General features: G+C 74.1%; 13 protein-coding genes and 1 pseudogene. 12 read left to right on the plus strand and 2 right to left on the minus strand.

Annotated elements, in window-relative coordinates:
• Together AC1WTP_RS13930 and AC1WTP_RS13935 are read right to left on the minus strand one after the other, a co-directional pair.
• Positions 1-275, minus strand: a pseudogene (locus AC1WTP_RS13930) (hypothetical protein); the annotation flags it as partial.
• Between the two features lie 438 nt (positions 276-713).
• Entirely contained in the window at positions 714-3545 is a 2832-nt protein-coding gene (locus tag AC1WTP_RS13935) for an ATP-binding protein (RefSeq protein ID WP_481649662.1), read from the minus strand.
• 244 nt (positions 3546-3789) lie between these two features.
• Between AC1WTP_RS13935 and htpG the strand changes: the two genes are divergently transcribed.
• From htpG to AC1WTP_RS13995, 12 genes are all read left to right on the plus strand, one after another.
• Entirely contained in the window at positions 3790-5703 is a 1914-nt protein-coding gene (gene htpG, locus AC1WTP_RS13940) for a molecular chaperone HtpG (RefSeq protein WP_481649663.1), read from the plus strand.
• A 515-nt stretch (positions 5704-6218) separates the two neighbouring features.
• Complete coding sequence (locus tag AC1WTP_RS13945) at positions 6219-7502, plus strand: cytochrome P450 (RefSeq protein ID WP_481649664.1); 1284 nt, start codon at positions 6219-6221, stop codon at positions 7500-7502.
• A gap of 269 nt (positions 7503-7771) precedes the next feature.
• Positions 7772-8245 carry a helix-turn-helix transcriptional regulator gene (locus AC1WTP_RS13950; RefSeq protein ID WP_481649665.1) on the plus strand — a complete coding sequence of 158 codons (474 nt, stop codon included), beginning with the start codon at positions 7772-7774 and terminating at the stop codon, positions 8243-8245.
• Between the two features lie 262 nt (positions 8246-8507).
• Positions 8508-10877: a sensor histidine kinase gene (locus tag AC1WTP_RS13955; RefSeq protein WP_481649666.1), complete on the plus strand. Its 2370-nt coding sequence runs from the start codon at positions 8508-8510 to the stop codon at positions 10875-10877.
• A gap of 17 nt (positions 10878-10894) precedes the next feature.
• Entirely contained in the window at positions 10895-11299 is a 405-nt protein-coding gene (locus tag AC1WTP_RS13960) for a roadblock/LC7 domain-containing protein (RefSeq protein WP_088994396.1), read from the plus strand.
• Positions 11300-11349: 50 nt separating this feature from the next.
• The gene (locus AC1WTP_RS13965) at positions 11350-12546 is read left to right on the plus strand and encodes an ABC transporter substrate-binding protein (RefSeq protein ID WP_481649667.1); all 1197 of its coding nucleotides are present in this window, start codon (positions 11350-11352) and stop codon (positions 12544-12546) included.
• Complete coding sequence (locus AC1WTP_RS13970) at positions 12543-13436, plus strand: branched-chain amino acid ABC transporter permease (RefSeq protein ID WP_481649668.1); 894 nt, start codon at positions 12543-12545, stop codon at positions 13434-13436. The genes AC1WTP_RS13965 and AC1WTP_RS13970 overlap by 4 nt, the downstream gene beginning before the upstream one ends.
• Complete coding sequence (locus AC1WTP_RS13975; RefSeq protein WP_481649669.1) at positions 13433-14446, plus strand: branched-chain amino acid ABC transporter permease; 1014 nt, start codon at positions 13433-13435, stop codon at positions 14444-14446. Before AC1WTP_RS13970 ends, AC1WTP_RS13975 begins: the two co-directional genes overlap by 4 nt.
• A complete protein-coding gene (locus tag AC1WTP_RS13980; protein ID WP_481649670.1) occupies positions 14443-15186 on the plus strand; it encodes an ABC transporter ATP-binding protein in 744 nt (247 codons plus the stop codon). The genes AC1WTP_RS13975 and AC1WTP_RS13980 overlap by 4 nt, the downstream gene beginning before the upstream one ends.
• On the plus strand, positions 15186-16010 hold the full coding sequence (locus AC1WTP_RS13985; protein WP_481649671.1) for an ABC transporter ATP-binding protein: 825 nt from the start codon (positions 15186-15188) through the stop codon (positions 16008-16010). The genes AC1WTP_RS13980 and AC1WTP_RS13985 overlap by 1 nt, the downstream gene beginning before the upstream one ends.
• Positions 15991-16800, plus strand: a complete 810-nt coding sequence (locus AC1WTP_RS13990) for a class I SAM-dependent methyltransferase (RefSeq protein WP_481649672.1) — start codon at positions 15991-15993, stop codon at positions 16798-16800. Before AC1WTP_RS13985 ends, AC1WTP_RS13990 begins: the two co-directional genes overlap by 20 nt.
• A 120-nt stretch (positions 16801-16920) precedes the next feature.
• Positions 16921-18096, plus strand: coding sequence for a M23 family metallopeptidase (locus AC1WTP_RS13995; RefSeq protein ID WP_481649673.1), 1176 nt, complete (start codon positions 16921-16923; stop codon positions 18094-18096).
• Positions 18097-18167 lie beyond the last annotated feature (71 nt).

Raw genomic sequence — 18167 nt, forward strand, 5'->3', positions numbered from 1 at the left:
AGGGCGTTGCGGGTCGCGGCGGGCCCGCAGTAGTAGAAGTTCGGCTGGGCCTCGTAGCGCACGCCCAGTTCCCGCTCACCGTTCTTCCGGTCGTTGTTCCGGTCGTTCTTGCGGTCGTTGTTGCGGTCGTCGTTGTTCCGGTCGGCCTGCACCGAGGTCATCGGCTTCTCGGCGGGCGCGGCGAACACGGCGGTGGCGGGGGTGGCGATGGCACCGCCGGTGACGGCGAGGCCGGCCACGGCCAGCGCGGTCTTCCGCAGGATGTCGGTACGCATGATGATCAGAACCTTTCGATCGGGGGAACAGCACACACGCGACAAAGGGGGTGCGGGTGCGCCGCGAAAGGGAAACTCGTACGAGGACCGGCCCGCGACCCGCAAGAAGGGGGGTCTGCTGCGGCCGTCCGGGTGTCTCAACGACCCGCACCCGGCAGGCATTCCACCCGCCGCCCGGGGCCGTCCACCCGCCTAGCGAACGCTCCGGGCGAGCGCGGCGGGTATGCCATGTTCAACCACCCCACCCGCCCACCGATTCCGCCACCAGGGTGGCCCCGACCACGCCACACCCACCCCACAACCCGACACCCGGCCACACCCCGGACACACCGAACCGGACATCCAGCCAAAAACCGGACGCCACCCCCGCCACCGGACGCCGGACCAGCTACCGGATGCCTAGTCAGCCACGGGTCGAGCCGGGATCGCCGGCGCGGGTCAGGCCGCCTCGGTCAGCCGCCGCTCGATGGTGACGGTGGTGCCTTCAGCGGTCGAGACCAGCCGCACGTCTCCGTACGCGTTCATCAGGGTGGCGCCGCGCCCCCGGTCCATCGCCGGCCGTCGGTCCCGCCAGGTGCCGAAGTCCCGCACCGAGATGCGGACGGTGTCATCCAGCACCTGCAACCGCACCCGCACCTCCGGCCGGGTCGGTTGCTGGGCATGCTCGACCGCGTTGTTGACCGCCTCGGAGGCCGCGACCAGCAGGTCCTGGACGACGTCCGGATCGACGTCGAGGGCGTCCAACGCACCCCGGACGTCCCGGCGCATCGCCCCGGCGGAGGTGGGCCGCGACGGGTACGCCCAGCCCATGTCGACCTCGCCCACCGCCGTCCGGGCCGACCCGTTGGGGCCGCCCGCCGGTGGAGCGGAGCGACGCACCGGGGCGGAATCCGTGGACCCGGTGCCGGCCGGTACCAGCCGGGCGGCGGGCGGCTCCGGGGCCGGGGCGTCGATCGGGTGGGCGGGCCGGTCCCCGGTCCCGGGCCCGGTCGGGCGGCTCGGCTCCACCGCCGGGCGGGAGGGCGAGTCTTTCCGGCTGCGGAGCCGGGCCAGGCGCAGGGTCGCCCGGACCCGGGCGACCAGGTCGGCGGCGGTGAAGGGCTTCACCACGTAGTCGTCCGCACCCAGGTCGAGTCCCGCCGCGCCGGCGTCCCCGCCCGCGCGGGCCGAGAGCATCACCACCGGCAGCGTCCGGGTCGCCGGCTGCTCGCGGAGCCGGCGGACCAGTTCGAAGCCGTCGACGCCCGGCATCATCACGTCGGTCAGCACCAGGTCGGGCGGATCCCGACGGATCGTCGCCAGGGCCTGCCGGCCGTCGCCGACGGTCTGCACCCGCCAACCCTGCCCGGCCAGCAGCCGGGTCAGGTAGGCGCGCATGTCGCTGTTGTCGTCGACCACCAGGATCCGCGCCCCGCGCAGCTCGTCGGGCGTCCCGTCGGGCGGTGCCGCCGGACGGGTGGGCACGGTGGCGGTCGGCTCGGCCAGCCAGCCGGCCGCCTCCTGGGCGGCGGCGCGGGCCGCGTCGCCCACCCGGTCGGGCTCGGCGGACGGGGGCGCGTCGGGCCGGCCCGCCGCCGCCCAGGGCAGGGCCACGGTGAACGTCGTCCCCACGCCCACCGTGCTCTCCACCTGGACGTCGCCCCCTTCCAGCCGGGCCAGCTCGCGGACCAGGGCCAGGCCGATCCCGGTGCCCTCGTGGCTGCGGGACCGGGCACCGTGCACCCGGTGGAACCGCTCGAAGAGCCGGGGCAGGTCCGGCTCGGCGATGCCGATGCCGGTGTCGGCGACGGTCAGCCGGACCTCCTCCGCGTCGGCGGAGAGGGTGACCCGGATCCCGCCGACGAAGGTGTACTTCAGCGCGTTGGACAGCAGGTTCGTGACGATCCGTTCCCAGTTGACCGGGTCCACGGCGACCGGCCGGGGCAGCGGCGGGCAGTCCACCTCGAGGCGCAGTCCGGCCCGTTCGACGGCGGCGCGGAACACACCGGCCAGCTCGGTGGTGAGACCGGCCAGATCGACCGTGCGGGCGTCGCTGTGCGCCCGGCCCGCCTCCAGGCTGGCGAACGTCAGCAGGCTGTTGACCAGCGTGAGCAGCCGGGTGGCGTTGCGCCAGGCGGTGTCGACCCGGTCCCGCTGCGCCTCGGGCAGCGGGTGGTCGCGGTCGCCGAGGGCGTCGGCCAGCGGGCCGAGCATCAGGGTCAACGGGGTGCGGAACTCGTGGCTGACGTTGGTGAAGAAGCTGGTCTTCACCCGGTCCAGCTCGGCGAGGGCCTCGGCGCGACGCCGCTCCTCCTCGTACGCCTGCGCGTTGCGGACCGCCACCGCGACCTGCTGGGCCATCAGCTGGAAGAACGAGCGGTACGCCTCGTCGAGCCCGCGGCTGGGGCTGACCCCGGCCAGCAGCACCCCGAGGGGCTGGTCCCGGTCGGCCGAGGGCAGCGGCAGCGCCAGGGCGGAGCGGACCGGGTCGTGCCATGGCCCGGCGGGCAGGGTGAGCCGGTCGGCGACCGCCTGCACCTCGGTGGCGGCGCCGGCGGCGGCACCCGGCAGCCCCCACGTCGACCCCTCGGCGATGGTGACGGTGCCGGGCAGCGCGGCGGCCACCGCGTCGCCGCCGACGCAGGCGGCCCGGCGCAGCTGCCCGCCCTCGCGCAGGTAGATCGCGGCGAACGGGACGTCCAGCGGGTGCCCGCCGATCGACCCGGCGAGCCGGGCGCAGGTGCTGGCCACGTCGACGGTGCGCCCGTCGCCGCCGACCGAGAGGTCCCGCAGCAGCCGCAGCCGCCGCTCGCCGACAACCTGCTCGGTGACCTCACTGCACACGGTGAGCACCCCGACCGTACGGCCGGCGTCGTCCCGGGCGGGGGCGTGCGAGACGCTGAAGTACGCCTCCTCCCGGTAGCCGGCCCGGTCGAGCAGCAGGCGCAGGGCGGGCACCCAGCTGGCCACCCCGGTGGCCATTGCCTCGTCGATCAGCGGCGCGAGCACGTCCCAGCCCTCGGCCAGGGTGACCCGCACGTCACCGCCGAGCGCCTGCGGGTGCTTGTCGCCGATCAGCTGGGCGTACGCGTCGTTGTAGAGCTGGGTGAACTGCTCACCCCAGAGCAGCAGCATCGGGTAGCGGGAGGAGAGCACCATCCGGACGGCCGAGCGCAGGCTCTGCGGCCAGCTCTCGACCGGGCCGACGGGGGTGGTCGACCAGTCGAGGCGCGCCATCAGCCGCCCGGTGTCGCCACCGCCGGTGAACAGATCCCCCGTGGGTCGCCTCACCCTCGACCGCACCTCATCGCAGCCCTCACCTCCGGGCCCCGATGACCCCTGCCGGCCTTACCTACCCATCCTGGCACCCGAACTCACCTGGGCCGACGCCGGCACCCGCCCGGGCCGGCGACGCCCGCCGGCCGGGGGCCGAGACGCCACCCGGTGTCGGCCCCCGGACTACCCGGCGGGTGCGGTCGGCGACGGCTCGTATCCTTTCCGCGAACCGCTGTGGCGCGAGAAGAAAGGACACGGTGTGACCGACCGGGCCGAGACGTTGGAGTTCCAGGCCGAGGCACGTCAGCTGCTCCAGTTGATGGTCCACTCGATCTACTCGAACAAGGACGTCTTCCTGCGCGAACTGATCTCGAACGCCTCCGACGCGCTGGACAAGCTGCGCCTGGCGTCGATGGTCGACAAGGACCTGACCGTCGAGACCGGCGACCTGCACATCGAGATCGACGTCGACAAGGCGGCGCGGACGCTGACCGTCCGGGACAACGGCATCGGCATGTCCCGCGACGAGGTGGTCCAGGTGATCGGCACGATCGCCAAGTCCGGCACCGCCGAGCTGCTGCGCAAGCTGCGCGAGTCGGCCGACGCCGGCGCCTCGCAGGAACTGATCGGGCAGTTCGGCGTCGGCTTCTACGCCGCGTTCATGGTCGCCGACAAGGTCGAGCTGGTCACCCGCAAGGCGGGGCAGAGCGGGGGCACCCGCTGGGAGTCCAGCGGTGAGGGCACCTACACCGTCGAGCCGGTGGAGGGGGCACCCCAGGGCACCTCGGTGACCCTGCACCTCAAGCCCGTCGACGCCGAGGACAACCTGCACGACTACACCGCCGAGTGGACGATCCGGGAGATCGTCAAGCGGTACTCGGACTTCATCGCCTGGCCGATCCGGATGACCGTCGAGCGGCCGGGCACCGACGGCGACAGCACCAGCGAGGTGCAGACGCTCAACTCGATGAAGGCGCTCTGGGCGCGGCCCCGCGACGAGGTCGACGAGGCCGAGTACCACGAGTTCTACAAGCACGTCAGCCACGACTGGGCCGACCCGCTGGAGATCGTGCACATGAAGGGCGAGGGGACCTTCGAGTACGAGGCCCTGCTCTTCATCCCGTCCCACGCCCCGCTGGACCTGTTCTCCCCGCAGGGCCGCCGCGGCGTGCAGCTCTATGTCAAGCGCGTCTTCATCATGGACGACTGCGAGGCGCTCACCCCCAACTACCTGCGCTTCGTCAAGGGTGTGGTGGACGCGCACGACCTGTCGTTGAACATCTCCCGGGAGATCCTCCAGCAGGACCGGCAGATCCAGGTCGTCCGCCGCCGGCTGGTGCGGAAGATCCTCGCCACGGTCAAGGACATGAAGGCCAACCACGCCGAGCGCTACCGGACGTTCTGGAGCGAGTTCGGTGCCGCCGTCAAGGAGGGCCTGATCGACGACCCGGAGAACCAGGAGACCCTCCTGGAGATCCTGTCGGTCGCCTCCACCCACGACCCGGCCGAGCTCACCGACCTCGCCGGCTACGTCGGGCGGATGAAGGACGGCCAGAGCGACATCTACTACGCCACCGGCGAGTCCCGCACCACCATCGAGAACTCCCCGCACATGGAGGCGTTCCGGGCCAAGGGCTACGAGGTGCTGCTGCTGACCGACCCGGTGGACGAGGTCTGGGTCGAGCGGGTCGGCCAGTACGACGGCAGGCCCCTGCGCTCGATCGCCAAGGGCCAGGTCGACCTGGACACCGAGGAGGAGAAGAAGGAGGCCGAGGCGGAGCGGGAGCGGCAGCGCCAGGACTACGCGGACCTGCTCACCTGGATGGGCGGCGCGCTGGCCGACAGCGTCAAGGAGGTACGCCTGTCGTCGCGGCTCACCACCTCACCGGCCTGCGTGGTCGGTGACGCCCACGACATCACCCCGACGCTCGAGAAGATGTACCGGGCGATGGGGCACGAGGTGCCGCCGGTGAAGCGGATCCTCGAACTCAACCCCGGGCACCCGCTGGTCGCCGGGCTGCGCAAGGCGCACGAGCAGGGCGGCACCGAGGAGTCGCTGAAGGAGACCGCCGAGCTGCTCCACGGCATCGCGCTGCTCGCCGAGGGCGGGGAACTCGCCGACCCGTCGCGGTTCACCCGGATCCTCGCCGACCGGCTCGCCCGTACGCTCTGACACCCGCTCACGTCGGCCGGCGGCGTGCCCCCGAGCCCTCCGCCGGCCGGGCGGCCGCCGCCTGGCCGGCCGGTGCGGTGGTTGTCGCCCGCCGGCACGGACGAAATTGGCTGACGGTTTCCTGAACGCGTCGGAACGTGTTCGGCGTGCCTTTGCGAACGCCTCGAACGCCGGGTGGTAGAACGGAAAGCAATGTTCCGTCGATGGCTCCCTCCGGCAGTGTCGGCGTCGCGTCGCGGTCTCCGGCCCCTGCGGGCCGGACGCCACGGGCAGGTGCATCGCGACAGCGGTTTGCCCTGCTCACGAGGGCCATCGCCGCGCAAGCTCCGCGCCGCAAGTTGCACATGGGCAAGGAGCTCGCAATGCGAGCGTCGCGCAATTCCCAGGGCCAACGCATTGAAGTACATAAATCTTGACTTGCTCCTCGAATTGGCGCACCGTTGAGGTCTCCGGCGGTGCCAGAAGACCCGGTAGCGGGTTGAATTTCGCCGCCGGCACGGCACTAGGAGGCGGCCATGCGGTTGAATCCGTTCGTCGGGACGTACCTCACCGATCCGGCGCAGGTGTGGCGGCGGATCCTCGACGCCCCCGGCGGGGTGCATCACGACCCGGATCTCGGGCTGTGGTTGATCGGCCGGCACGCCGACGTCCGCCGCGCGCTCGGCGACGCCGGGACCTTCGGCAACGCGCTCACGCTCGTCCCGATCTACCAGGTCTGTCCCGAGGCGATGGAGGTCATCGGGCAGATCGACGCGCCCCCCACCACCGCCGCCGCGGACCCGCCGGTGCACCCGCGGACCCGCCGGGCGCTGCGGGCGACCTTCGCCAACACCGCCGACCGGGTCGAGCAGCGGTACGGCCGGATCGTCCGGCGCCGGGTCGACGAACTGGTCGCCCGGCTGGTGGCCCGCTCCGGCGGGCAGGTCGACCTGGTCCCGGAGTTCACCACGGAACTACCCCTGCTGGTCCTGCTCGACATCCTCGGCGTGCCGGCGGAGGACATCGCGCAGGTGCGGGTCTGGGCGGACGGCCAGATCGCGCTGATCTGGGGGCGGCCCGACCCGGCGGAACAGGTCCGCCTCGCGCAGGGGCTGCTGGAGTTCTGGCGCTACTGCCAGGAACTCGTCCGCGCCCGGCTCGACAGCGGCCGGTACGGCGACGACTACGTCAGCCAGCTGCTGGCGTACCGCGACGGGGACGACGAGGTGCTCACCGTGGCCGAGGTGTCGAGCATCGTGTTCAATCTCCTGGTCGCCGGGCACGAGACGACGGCCGGCCTGCTGGTGCACGCGCTGGACCAGGCGCTGTCCAGCCCGGACAGGTGGCGGGAGATCGTCGAGGACCCGCGGCGGATTCCCGCGTTCCTGACCGAGACGCTGCGCTTCGCGCCCGCGATCGACGGTTGGCTGCGGGTGACGAACCGGCCGGTCACCCTCGGTGGGGTCACCATCCCGGCCGGAGCGCGCTGCCTGCTGCTGATCGGCGCCGCCAACCGGGACCCGGCGGTGTTCGCCGGTCCGGACCGGTTCGATCCCGGTCGACCCGACGTGCACGACCACCTGTCCTTCGGGCACGGGCCGCACTTCTGCATCGGCGCGGCGTTGGCGCGACTGGAGGGCGAGATCGCCCTCGCCCGGCTCGCCGCGGCCGTTCCCGGCCTGCGCTTAACATCCGACCACGCCCGTTCATACAAACCCAATGTCGCGTTCCGCGCGCACCGTGGCCTGCCGGTGGTCATCGACACGGCGCTGCCGGTCGGCGGGCGGGCGGCACCCGCCGTCGAGCGGCCGGCGGCCTGACGACGTGCCACATCTGGTGCTGACCTGCGGCGAGAGCCGGGCCGGGCGGTGGCCGTCGGGCCCGGACCGGCCGGGGTGCGGCGCGCGACGCTCGGGCCGCGGGGCCGTCCGGCCCTTACCGTCCCGCCGCGCCGGACGACCACTCAGCGCAGTCACGTCTTCACACCCGTCCGTCCGTGGGTTAAGAATTGTCCCCTGCGAGTGCCCAGTCATCGCCCAACCTCGATCTGACGCCAACGCCGCGACGGTGGCGTCGTGAAGGTGACCACATGGATCGCACGCCCTCGGCGGGCGCCGCTCGTTCCGGTGCCAGCCGTCAGTTCCGCTCCGAACTGCGCAGCTTGCGTACCCGGCAGGGGCTGACCCAGCGGGCGTTGGCGGAGCGGGTGCGGTTCAGCCGCGAGACGGTCGCCGCGGTCGAGTCCGGCCGCCGGTTCGGCAGCCACGAGTTCGCCGTGCGCTGCGACGAGGTGCTCGGCACCGGCGGCCGGCTGGCGGCGCTGTGGCCGCAGGTCGCGGCGGAGCAGTTGGCGGCGGACGGCCGGCGCGGCCCCCGGTTCGACGAGGTGGCGCGGCTCGACCCGGGCGGCCCGGCGCCGGCCGCGCGGCGGGACGCGCGTGATCCGGAGGCCGTCGTGGCGGCGATCGACGAGCTGCGTGAGCTGATCGGCCAGGTGCTCGGCGGCCAGCCGGAGGCGGACGCCCCGCCGCACCCGTCGGGCGGGCGGGCCGGGCAGCGCTGACCTCGGCGGGCCCTGTGCCCGGCCGGGGACGGCCGGTCCGTCGGCGTTGCTGACTGTGGGTACAGATGCTGGTACGGGCTGTTTGTACCACCGTCAGGTCTGGTCTGGGAGCGCGGATTCCGGCGCAATGAAACGTGCAATCGGCAAGGTGCAGATAGACCGTCGTAGATGAGCGCGGGAGTCAGTCTTGGCGTCGAGCACGAGGTCCCACGCGGCCCGACCCTACCCGACCCGCCGCCGCGGCTGGAAGATTGCCGGCCGGATGCGCCTCATCGTGGCGGCCCCGCTGGTCGCCGTGATGGGCTTCGCCGGCCTGGCCCTGACCGAGAGCGCCCGCCAGACCGCCCGGGCGAGCGACCTCGGGATCCTCGCGCAACTCGGCGCCGAGGCGGGCGACCTGGCCCACCGGCTGCAACACGAGCGGATCGTCGCCGCCGACCTGTTGACCCGCGGCGCCCCGGAACAGCAGGAGGCCTTCGCCGACGCGACCGCCGCCACCGACACCGCCGTCGCCCGCTACCGCCGGCAGCGGGCCGGGGTGCCCGCCGGACCCGCCGCCAACCAGGCCGTGCTGCCGCGGATCGACGCGGCGCTGGACGGCCTGCCGCCGCTGCGCGCGCAGGTGCGCACCGCGGCGCACGCCTCGGTGTCAGCGATGACCTTCAGCTACCGGATCGCGATCGCCGACCTGCTCAGCCTCCGCGAGAGCGTGACCCTCGGGGTGGTCAACGCCCGCATCGCGGACGGCATCCGGGCCTCCGCGGCGCTGTCCAAGGTGGCCGAGACGGTCGGCCAGCAGCAGGTCGCCGTGCTGCGCGCGGTCGCGGCGGGCGAGCTGACCCCGGCCATGCAGCAGGACATCACCGCCGCCCGCACCGGCTTCACCGAGTCGAGCCTCTCCTTCCTGGCGCTCGCCCGGCCCGCCTGGCGGGGCTGGTGGGAGCAGGCCGGCAGCGGCGAGGACGCGTTGCTGTTGCAGCGGATGCAGGACGAGGTGTCCCGGGCCCGGTCGGGGGATCGGCTGCGACTGGACCTCGCGGCCTGGGTCAGCGCCACCCAGCAGTGGTCGGTCCGCCTGGCCGAGCTGCGCCAGCGGATCGACGCCGCGGTGCTCGACGACATCCGGGCCGCGCACGCCGACCAGCGGCGGCGCACGGTTGTCGAGGCGGCCGCCGCGGTGCTGGCCCTGCTGCTCACCGCCCTGGTCACCTGGGCGGTGGCCCGGCAGATCACCCGCCGGTTGCGCCGGCTGCGGGACGCGGCGAACGCGGTCGCGTTCGAACGGCTGCCCGAGGTGGTGGCCCGGCTCCAGCACGCCGACAGCTCCTCTGTGGACCCGGACGAGCTGGCCCGCCGGCAGGCCGCCGACGCCCTGGATCCGTCCAGCGACGACGAGATCGGCGAGCTGGGGCAGGCGTTCACCGCGGTGCACCGGGCGGCCGTGCGGACCGCCGCCGAGCAGGCCGTCATGCGGGCCAACACCGCGGACATCTTCATCCACCTCAGCCGGCGGGAGCAGCGGCTGGTCGACGCAGTGCTGGCCCAGGTCGACAAGGTCGAGCAGGACGAGACCGACCCCGACCGGCTGCACCAGCTGTACACCCTGGACAACCTGGCCACCCGGATGGGGCGGATCAACGCCAGCCTGCTGGTGCTCGGCGGGGTGGGGGTCGGGCGGGTCCGCCAGCACGACGTACCGCTGCAACAGGTGCTCCAGGCCGCGCAGAGCCAGATCGAGCACTACGCCCGGATCCGCCTCGGCATGATCGACGGCGACGTGGCCGTCGCGGCGGAGGCGGTCGACGAGGTGGTGCACCTGCTGGCCGAGCTGATGGACAACGCCACCGGTTACTCCCCGCCGGAGACCGAGGCGTGGGTGACCGGACGCAGCCTCGGCGACCGGGTCATCGTGCAGATCAGCGACGAGGGCGTGGGACTGTCGCCGCAACGGCGCCAGCAGCTCAACGAGCTGCTGGCCCGGCCGCCCGCCATCGACGTCGCCGCCGTCCGGGCGATGGGGCTGGTCGTCGTCGGGCAGCTCGCCGCCCGGCTGGGCGTGACCGTGCAGCTCCGTCCCGGACCCCGCCGCGGCACCATCGCGGAGGCGGCGCTGCCGGGCCCGATGATCCGGCCGCTGCCCCCGGAGGAGTTCCTGCTCACCCCCACCCGGCCGTCCCGGCGCACGGCGCGCACCACCGCCGCGCCGCCGGCGTACGGGACGGTTGCGCAGCCGCGGGCCGGGGCAGCGGCGACCGACCGGGTGCTGCCGGCGGCCCCGGTGTTCCGGCCCGCTCCCGCACCGCCCCGGCGAGATGACGCGCCCACCGAGGAACTCGTCATCTTCCACCAGGTCAACCACTGGTTCCAGGCCGACCACGGCGGCAACGGCACGTCCTGGGCCAGTCCCGCCGACGACGCCTGGCGCACCGCCGCCCGGACGACCGAGCCCGAGGTCGTCGGCACCACCACGTCCGGCCTGCCGCGCCGGCAGCCGCAACGGCACCTGGTGCCCGGCGGCGTCACGGTGCCCCAGCAGCGGTCCGAGTACCGCGACCCGGCCCAGGTGGCCACCGCGATGGCCGCGTACGCGCGCGGCGTGGCGGCCCGTCGGCCCAACCTGATCAACAACTGATCCGACAGGGAGAGCACGTGACCGACCAACAGGATCTCGGCTGGCTGCTGGACGCCTTCGCCGAGCGCGCCACCGAGGTCAGCCATGCCATCGCCATCTCCGCCGACGGTCTGATGGTGGCCGCCACCCGGGGCCTTCCGCCGGACCGGGCGGACCAGCTGGCGGCGACCGGCAGCGGGCTGGTGAGCCTGCTCCGCGGCGCCGCCGCCTTCTTCGACGCCGGCGCGGTGATCTCCAACGTCACGCAGCTCGAGGGCGGATTCATGTTCTCCATGGCCTTCAACGACGGCGCCTCCCTGCTCGTGCTCGCCGACCCGCAGTGCGACGTCGGCAAGGTCTCCTACGAGATGACCGAGCTGGCGAACCGCATCGGCGACGCGCTCACCCCGGCGGCACGGGCGGCGCTCGCCCGCAGCCGCTGACCCCCGGCGCCCCCACGCCGGCGCTTCCACCCCCTCTGTAGGAGAAGACAATGCCCCTGACCATCCCTCGGCGCCGCCGTGCCCGCACCACCGCCGCCCTCCTCGCCCTCGTCCTGCTCGCCGCGACCGGCTGTGGTGACGACGGTCCGGGCGCCGGTTCGGCCGGATCGATCAAGATCGGCCTGCTGGCGTCGCTGTCCGGCACGTACCAGGCGGTCGGCAAGGAGATCCGCGACGGCTTCGAGCTCTACCTGTCCACCCACGACGGCAAGCTCGGCGGCCGGCAGGTGGACCTGGTCGTCGCCGACGAGGGCAACGGGGCGCCGACCGCGGTGCCCGCCGCCACGAAACTGCTCAAGCAGGATCGCGTGGTCGCGCTCACCGGCATCGTCGGCGGCGGCTCGGTGGCCGCGGTCTACCCGCTGCTCAACGAGACGAAGGTGCCGTTCGTCGGCTCGAACGGGCGGCCGGAGCTGAAGGACGTCTCCCGCATCTGGCACACCTCGTACCTCTCCGACGAGCCGGGTGAGGCGATCGCCCAGCACGTGCGGGACAACGTCAAGGGCACCGTCTACGCCATCGGCCCGGACTACCAGGGCGGCTGGGACGAACTGCGCGGCTTCACCGACACGTTCGTCAAGGCCGGCGGCACGCTGGCCAACCCGGACGGCAAGACCACCTTCACCCCGTTCCCGACCACCACCAACTTCACCCCGTACTTCGCGCGGATCAAGGCCTCCGGCGCGGACGCCGTCTACACGTTCTACGCCGGCAGCGCGGCCGTCGACTTCGTCAAGCAGTACGCCCAGTCCGAGATCAGGGACCTCCCGCTGTACGCCGCCGGCTTCCTGACCGAGGGCGGGGTGCTCGACGCGCAGGGCGAGGCCGCGCGGGACATCTACTCGGTGCTCAACTACTCGCCCGACCTGGACAACGCCGAGAACCGCGCCTTCGTGGCCGCCTGGAAGGCCAAGTACGACGGCTCCCCGACGACGTACGCCATGGCCTCCTACGACGCCGCGGCGGTGCTGGACCGGGCCATCGCGGCGGCCGGGGACGACCCGACCCCGGAGAGCATCAACGCGGCCATCGGCCAGCTCGGTCAGATCGCCAGCCCGCGCGGCACCTGGCAGTTCTCGCCGACCACCCACGCGCCCGTGCAGAAGTGGTACCTGCGCCAGGTACGCCAGGACGGCCGGGCGCTGTCCAACACCGTCGTGGGTGACCTCGCCACCGTCGGCGGGTGAGCGCGGTGGCGGTCGATATCCGGATCGACCCGTACCTGGTACCGGCCCTGGACGGGGTGGCCTACGGGCTGCTGGTGTTCGTCGCGGCGGCGGGGCTGGTGCTCTGCTTCGGCGTCGCCGGCATTCTCAACCTGGCGCACGGCACCCTCTACGCGATCGGTGGTTACACCGCCGCCGCGCTGCTGGACGGTGGTTGGCCGAGCCTGCTGCTGGCGCTGGCGGTCGGGGTGCTCGCCGCCACCGCGGCCGGCGCGCTGGTCGCCGGGCTGCTCACCCGGGTCGCCGCGCGCACCCACCTCACCCAGGCGTTGCTGACCTTCGGGCTGGCGCTGGTCGGCGGGAGCCTGCTGGTGCGGGTGTTCGGGCCGGACGATCCACCGGTGCGCGTCCCGGCCGCGCTGGACGGGTCGGTGGTCGTGGCCGGCCACCGCTACGCGGCGTACCGCCTGGTCTTCATCGTGGTCGCCGCGCTGCTCGCCGGCCTGCTCCACCTCGCGGTGCGCCGCACCCGGGCCGGGATGCTGGTCCGCGCCGCCGTCGACGACGCCGAGATGGTGTCCGTCCTCGGGGTCAGCCCGGCCTGGATCCGGGTCGGCGTGCTCGCCGCCGCCGGGGCGCTGGCCGGCGCGGCCGGCGTGCTCGGCGCGCCGATCATCGGTCCCGGGCCGGACACCGCCGACGCCGTGCTGCTGCTGTCCCTGGTGGTCGTCGTCCTCGGCGGTCTCGGGTCGATGACCGGCACGCTGCTCGCCGCGCTGGCCGTCGGGCAGATCCAGACCCTCGGGGTCGCGCTCGCGCCCTCGGCCGCCCCGTTCCTGCTGTTCGCGGCCATGGCGGCCGTCCTCGCGGTGCGGGCGCGGGGCCTGGCCACCACCCGGAGGACGGTGTGAGGGAGGAGGTCGTCCGCACGCTGCGGCGCGGCGTCGCCGTCGTCGTCCTGGCCGGCCTGGTGCTCGCGCCGTGGGCGGTCGACGACTACACCGCCGCGCTGCTCGCCCGCACCCTGGCGCTCGGCCTGGTGGGGGTGAGCGTCGCCCTGCTCACCGGCGTCGCCGGGCTGCCCACCCTCGGGCAGACCGCGCCCTACGCGGCCGGCGCCTACGCCAGCGCGGTGGTCGGCGGCCAGCTCTCCGACGTCGGGGTGGTGCAGTTGGCCGTCGCGGCGGCGGCCGGGGCGGCGCTGGCCGCGGTGACCGTCCCGCTCGTGGTGCACGCTCGGGGGGTGGTGGTCCTGATGATCACCCTGGCGGTCGGCGAGCTCGTGGTGACCGTCGTCGGCCGCTGGCGCTCGGTGACCGGCGGCACCGACGGGCTGGCCGGCGTCACGCCGGTGCGTCCGCTGTGGGGGTTGCCGGTGCTGGCCAGCGACCGGGCGCGCTACCTGTACACCCTGCTGGTCGTCGCGGTGCTGGTCGTCGCGGTGCTGTTGGTGCTGCGTACCCGGGTCGGGCTGGTGCTGCGGGCCGGCCGGGACGACGAGGCGCGGCTGCGGGCCAGTGGTCACCGGGTGTCGGTCCACGTGGCCGGCGTCCACGTCGCCGCGGGGGCGGTCGCGGGCGCCGCGGGCTCCCTGCTGGTGGTGGCCCAGCAGTACCTCTCGCCGGCCGACTTCGGGTTCGACACCTCCGCCCTGCTGCTGCTCGGCGTGGTGATCGGCGGTACCGCGTCGGTCGGCGGCGCCCTGGTCGGGGCCGTGATCGTCATCGCCGCCCGGGACTGGCTGTTCGGCGTGCTGCCGGGGCAGGCGCCCCTGGTGCTCGGGCTGGCCTTCGTGGTCACCGTCTACCTGCTGCCCGGCGGCGGTCGCCGGCGGCCGGCCGTGCGCGGGCGGCCGCTCCCGGGCCTCGTGGCCTGCCCGCCCGACCGGGAGCAGCCGGCGCCGACGGGAGCCCGGGCATGACACCGCTGCTGTCCGCCCGGGGGGTCGCCGTGCGCTACGGGTCGTTGGCCGCGCTGGACGGGGTCGACCTGCGGATCGACCACGGTGAGCGGCACGCCCTGATCGGGCCCAACGGGGCGGGCAAGACCACCTTGCTCGACGTGCTCGGCGGCTCGACCCCGGCGGGCGGCGGGCGGGTGCTCCTCGCCGGCCGGGACGTCACCCGGCTCGGCCCGGCCGCCCGGGCCCGGCGGGGGATCGGCCGGATCCACCAGCGTCCCGCCGTCTGGTCGACGCTGACCGCGACCGAGAACGTGGTGGTCGCCGCGCTGCCCCACGTGGGGCGGTCGGGCCGGTGGCGTCCGGGCGGGAAGCGACGTGCCGCCGGGCGCACCGCGGTGACGCTGCTGGAGCGGGTGGGCCTGCCGGAGCTCGCCGGTGTCCCGGCCGGCCAGCTCGCCCACGGGCAGCGCCGCCAGTTGGAGATCGCGATGGCGCTGGCCGGGCGTCCCCGGCTGCTGCTGCTCGACGAACCGGCCGCCGGGCTGTCCGCCGTCGAGGTCGAGCGGCTGGTGGAGTTCCTGGCGGCCCTGCCGCGCGCCGTCGCGGTGCTGCTGGTCGAGCACCGGCTGGACCTGGTGTACGCGCTCTGCGACACGGTCACCGTGCTGCGGGACGGCCGGACGCTGGCCACCGGGACACCGGCCGAGATCAGTGCCTCCGGCCGGGTACGGCAGGCCTACGCGGAAGGGGTGGCCTGATGCTGCGGATGGAGCGGCTCTGCGCCGGCTACGCCGGTGGGATCGTGCTGCACGAGGTGAGCCTCGAGGTGGCGGCGGGCACCGTCCAGGCGGTGGTGGGCCGCAACGGCGCGGGCAAGAGCACCCTCGTGCACACCGTCGCCGGGCTGGTGCGGCCGTACGGCGGGCGGATCGAGATCGCCGGTGTGCAGGTCGCCGGCCGGCAGCCGCACCGGATCGCCCGGTCCGGCGTCGGCCTCGTCCCGCAGGGCCGGCGGGTCTTCTCCCGGCTGACCGTGGCCGAGCACCTCGTCCTGGCCGCGGCGCCGTGGCGGGCCGCGACGCCCGGCGGCGAGGGGTGGACGGTCGCCCGGATCCTGGAGCTGCTGCCCCGGTTGGCGGCCCGGCTGCGCCACCGCGGCGACCAGTTGTCCGGCGGTGAGCAGCAGATGCTGGCGATCGCCCGGGCCCTGCTCGGCCAGCCCCGGGTGCTGCTGCTCGACGAGCCGTGCGAGGGGCTCGCCCCCGACCTGGCGGCGCGGGTGCGCGACCTGGTCGGCACCCTGGCCCGGACCGGGCTGACCGTGCTGCTGGTGGAGCAGCAACTCCAGCACGCCATCGCGGTCGCGGACCGGATCGCGGTGCTCGAGTACGGCCGGGTGGTCTACGACCGGCCGGCGGCCGAGGCCCGGGCCGACCCGGGCGTGCTGGCGGCGATGCTTAGCGTCGCCGCGGTCGCGGAGCCGCCGGCTCCACGACCGGTGCCGGGGCTGTGGGCCGATCCCGGGCACCTGACCCGACCATCTTCGACAGGGGTGAACAACGATGCCGACCGACATCCGTGACACCGAGTACACCTTCGACAACGGTTCCCCGGAGGCGGTGCCCCAACTGCGGGCGCTGGAGTCGTTCCTGGACCCGATAACCGCTCAACGGATCGCCCCGCCGGTGCTCACTCCGGGCAACGTGTGCTGGGAGATCGGCGCCGGCGGCGGCTCGGTGGCCCGCAGCATGGCCCGGGCGGTCGGCCCGGCGGGTCGGGTGCTGGCGACGGACATCGACACCGCGCACCTCGCCCCGACCGGCAACCTCGACGTACGCCGGCACGACGTGCGCAGCGAGCCGCCGCCCGGGGACACCTTCGACCTGATCCACGCCCGGCTGGTGCTGCTGCACCTGCCGGAGCGGCGGCGGGTGCTGGCCACGCTGGCCGGCGCGCTCGCTCCGGGCGGCTGGCTGGTGGTCGAGGAGTTCGACTGCACCGCGCCGTTGCGGGTGCTGACCGCGCCGAGCGACGACGCGGCGAAGCTCTTCGCCCAGGTGACGGACACGATGCTCGGCATCCTGCAGAGCCACGGCGCGGACCTGGCCTGGGCACAGGACGTGCACGCGGAGTTGGCGGCGGCGGGTCTGGTGGACGTCGACACGGTGACCCACTCGCGGAGCTGGCCCGGCGGATCGACCGGGGCGTCGCTGTACGTGACGAACTCCCGCCAGCTGGAGCCGGAGCTGCTCGACGCGGGGCTGTCGGCCGGCCAGTTGGAGGCGTTCCGCAAGCTGCTGCGAGACCCGGGGTTCGCCGTGATGTCCTACCAGTTCGTGTCGACCCGGGGCCGGCGACCGGCGGGGCGGTGAGCCGCCCGGTCGCCGAAACATACCTTCAGCGCCGCCACCGTCACGTGTAGACATCCTTCTATCGGTTGCCTATCGTCGGCACATCATGCAACGACAGTCTTCGATGAGGAGAGGTCGGCAATGAGATATCTACGACGATGGGCCGCTCTCGCCACGGCGACGCTGACCACGGGCTGCCTGGTCCTGGCCGCCACCGCGCCCCCCGCGGTGGCGGCGCCGGCGGCCGGGACGGTCGAGGCGGCGGTGACCGCGAAGCTGCTCGGGCAGGCCCGGGCCGCCGGGGCGGCGGCCGCCGACCGGCCCGAAACCCGGATCTCGGTCACCCGGCAGGGTGGCCGCTGGGCGTTCGGCACCGCCGTCGCGGTCGCGCCCCGCACGGCGGACGCCCACCCGGTCGGCGCGGTCTTCATCGCCCGCGCCGGGGCGGGCGGGTGGCAGGTGGCGTTCGACGGGGAGGCCGCGTTCGGCGCGCTGGCCGCCGAGTCACCCCTGGTCGGCGCCGCGGAGAAGGCCGTCTTCGGCACCGCTCCGGGCACGATGTACGCCGGTGGCGACTACCGGACCGGGATGGCCCTGCCGTTCGCCGTCGGCCAGACCTGGACCCTGACCAGCGGCCCGCACGGCTGGGGCGGCAGCGAGACCCCGTACAGTTCAATCGATCTGGCCGGCGGCGACCAGGTGGTCCGCGCGGCCCGGGCCGGCACCGCCTACACCATGTGCCAGGGCTGGATCCGGGTGATCCACGACCGCGGCTACTCCACCGACTACTACCACCTGTGGAGCAGCATCTCGGTCAACGGCGCGGCGGTCGGCCAGGGGGCCTACCTCGGCTACACCGGCACCGACGTCACCTGCGGCGGGGCCGCGTACGGCCGGCACGTCCACTTCGGACTGCGGCAGAACAGCGCGTACGTGCCGATCGCCGGGCACGACATCGGCAAGTGGGTGTTCGGCAACGGCGCCACCGCCTACCAGGGCGGGGCGCGGCACGGCTCGGCCTGGGTCGGTGCCGGCGGCGCGGTCCACAACTACGGCGCCCTGGGCTTCACCCAGGGGGTGGTCGACGCCAACGGCGGCGGCACGTTGACCCGCCGGGCCGGCCCGGGCACCGGATACGCCGCACTCGGCTCGGTCGCCGACGGCGCCACGGTGAGCATCTCCTGCTCGGCCAACGGCACCTCGCACACCGGCCGGTACGGCACCACCGCGCTCTGGGACCGGCTCACCGACGGCAGTTGGGTGTCCGACGCCTACCTGTGGACGGGGGTGAACGGCCCGGTCAACGGCTGGTGCTGACCGGCCCCGCGGCTGGGTGCGACAGCCGCGGCGACGGTGCGCCCCCGGGCCGGCCGGGCCTCCGCCACCCC

Source organism: Micromonospora sp. R311 (genome assembly GCF_056780015.1).